This window comes from Salinimicrobium oceani (assembly GCF_012037645.1).
Genome location: NZ_JAAVJR010000779.1, coordinates 1 through 418, shown reverse-complemented (window position 1 = coordinate 418; position 418 = coordinate 1). Strand labels below are relative to the sequence as shown.

Here is a 418-nt window from a genome sequence, read left to right as displayed (position 1 = left end):
AATTGACGCTCTTTAATAAGATCGAAAGACATTACCTGGCAAAATTGCCCGATACCGAAGAAGCTATTATTACGGACAACACGAAAGTGATCAACACCCTTAATTCCTTATGTATCGAAATGGACAATCGTTACGAGCTGCTTAAGGACGCGATGGTTCGTAACATTAAGGAATACAACACAAAGTTTAAAGCCCGAAAACTTAACCCCGAAAATGGTCATAAATTCCTCCCTTACATAGTTCTTGTGGTAGATGAATTTGCAGATCTTATCATGACCGCGGGAAAAGAAGTAGAAACTCCAATTGCACGTTTGGCACAGCTGGCCAGGGCGATCGGGATACATTTGATCATTGCCACACAAAGACCATCGGTTAACGTAATTACGGGGATCATCAAAGCCAACTTCCCCGCCAGGAT

The 418-nt window shown here is 42.6% G+C and carries 1 protein-coding gene; it reads left to right on the top strand.

The genetic code is table 11. From position 1 onward, the window contains the following. Nucleotides 1-418: FtsK/SpoIIIE domain-containing protein (locus tag HC175_RS19365; protein ID WP_168139771.1), on the top strand; the 418-nt coding region annotated here is incomplete at both ends.